Here is a 2,124-nt window from a genome sequence, read left to right on the forward strand (position 1 = left end):
CTACGATTACATGGTCAAATGTATGAAAGAACTGGCAAAGCCAGAGCCTGATATTAACTCTCTTCTGCCTTGGAACGTCTCACACTGAAATTAAAACGCCCCGTGGGATTATGGGGCGCATACGTTCGTGCCGCATTATCAAGATGTAAAACATACAGTAGTGAAAACCCAAGAGATCGCAAAAAATTTAGAGATGATTTTCGTGAAATGGTTGTCAATCTTTCAAAGGAATACTCGACTTCAGTTTCTCAGTCAAAACATGAAATAAATATCGTAAATATAAGTAATGTATTGTCTCAAAAGCATGGGCATATCTTAGTCAATGGAAGACTAAGAATCGGTCAAGCCCAAAAGGCTCTCAATTTGTACCTAAAATATTTATGGTGTTTGGAGCACTTGGAAATAACCCCACCAAATTGCCCAGTAGACAGCATTGTTCTCAATGGAGCCAATTTAAAAGGTTGCTTATGGACACATCTTGATTGTATCGAAACCTACAACTCATGGTGTTTGAGCATATCTAAACATGCGAAAGTTAATGGCTTTGCTAGTGCTCAAGAGTGGGAACTTCAAACGTGGAACGCAAATGCCTAACAATCTGTTTAAGAGTGATTCGCAACGCTTGGCATTTTTGCTATGCGTTGCGTTTAGTGTTTAAGGTGGCATGCGCTAACATCGGTGTTGCGTTGCTCACACCTTAACAGGGCGTTATGTCTCAGGAGATTCAAGTGAAGTATAAAAAGGAAACCCTCGTTGCTGTTTTTCTAATAGGCAGTCTCTTTGGGGTGATTGCTGGCGTGAAATTTGGCCCCAAAGGGCAGCAGGTGGTTTCCACTCTCAAAGCAATTAGTGAAATCGTTTTACCTTGGGTGGCAGTTTTTATCGCATGTTATGGACTTAATTCTTGGAAACATTCCCATGTATACACAGAAAAATACAATATCGTTAGAAAATTAAATGAGCAAATGCAGTCGGTAACTGGTAAGGCTAAAGAGCTGTATCTTTACAATAGACTGCTACAACGAAACTCTTTTCCAAGAGCTAGCTCCAACCTAGCGCAATTAACTGAAGAATTAAAAAGGATTCAAGACGAGTTCGCGCTAGAACTACATAAATATAAACAAGTGCAGAAAGACTTCGAATTATATGAAATTGAGGGAGATTTCACTTTTCCTCATGAGAGTTATATAAAACTATGTAGCGGTATAAGCGAAGTGTATTTAAAAAATAGTATGTCACATGTCTCTGAACTTGAAGGTGAACTTGCGCTAATTGATGCTTCCATGGACGAGCTGTTAGTTAGCTTAGAGGAGTCGGTTCGAACCTTGAAATCCAATTATTTTAGAACTTCAGAATCAGAGACATAACAAGCAATTTAAGAGGGATTCTCAACGCTTGGCACTTTTGCTTCTACTTCAAATTTAGTGTTTATGGCACAATGCTTTAGGTTTTGGTGGAGGCGTTGTTCACCCCTTAATTGGGCGTTAGCACTAACCATAAATATTAAGTTTCGAGGTATAAACATGATTTTCCAAAGTAAGTCTGGCGAAATTGAGCATGGCACTCATCTTTGCCAAGAATTGAAAGCTTTCCTCATAGAGCATGAAGAATCTTTTGGCTCATCTCTTGTACCTGATTTGTCACATATTAACTCTCGTGCAGAAAACCACACTGGAATTGATATCTTCGATGTTACTTTTCTCGGTGGTAATGAATACCAGCTTGATTACCAGTATCAGTGGTCAGTTTACAATGGTTGTGCTGACATGGATCTTGAGGGAGAAGAAGAATCTTCAGTTACTTTCACCCTTGAGGATGATGGCGAAGTAGAGTTCGATATTCTAGAAGTCGAAGAACGCAGCACAATCGAAGAATTTTAGTGCTAACAAAGCATTTAAGAGGGATTCACAACGCTTGGCAATTTTGGTTTGAATCGACTTAAGTGTTTACGGCACAATGCTTTAGGTGGGGTGGTAGCGTTGTTCACCCCTTAATGCGGCGTTATGTGTTTGATGGGTTTTTGAGGTTAATTCTACGATTTCATTGAGAATTCGTTCTGTATTTTCGGCAAGTTGGCTTGGTCGAAATGGATTCTTGAATAATCTGAGATTGATCGTTTTCAAG

The 2,124-nt window shown here is 39.4% G+C and carries 2 protein-coding genes; both read left to right on the forward strand.

Annotated elements, in window-relative coordinates:
• Positions 1-728 precede the first annotated feature (728 nt).
• Positions 729-1,367 (forward strand): hypothetical protein, encoded by a 639-nt coding sequence (locus EYW48_RS20940; RefSeq protein WP_277433020.1) that lies wholly within the window; start codon positions 729-731, stop codon positions 1,365-1,367.
• 156 nt (positions 1,368-1,523) lie between these two features.
• A complete protein-coding gene (locus EYW48_RS20945; protein ID WP_045570554.1) occupies positions 1,524-1,880 on the forward strand; it encodes a hypothetical protein in 357 nt (118 codons plus the stop codon).
• Positions 1,881-2,124 lie beyond the last annotated feature (244 nt).

Origin of the sequence: Vibrio sp. 1180_3 (assembly GCF_029478545.1) — a bacterium.
Classification (GTDB): Bacteria; Pseudomonadota; Gammaproteobacteria; order Enterobacterales; family Vibrionaceae; genus Vibrio; species Vibrio aestuarianus.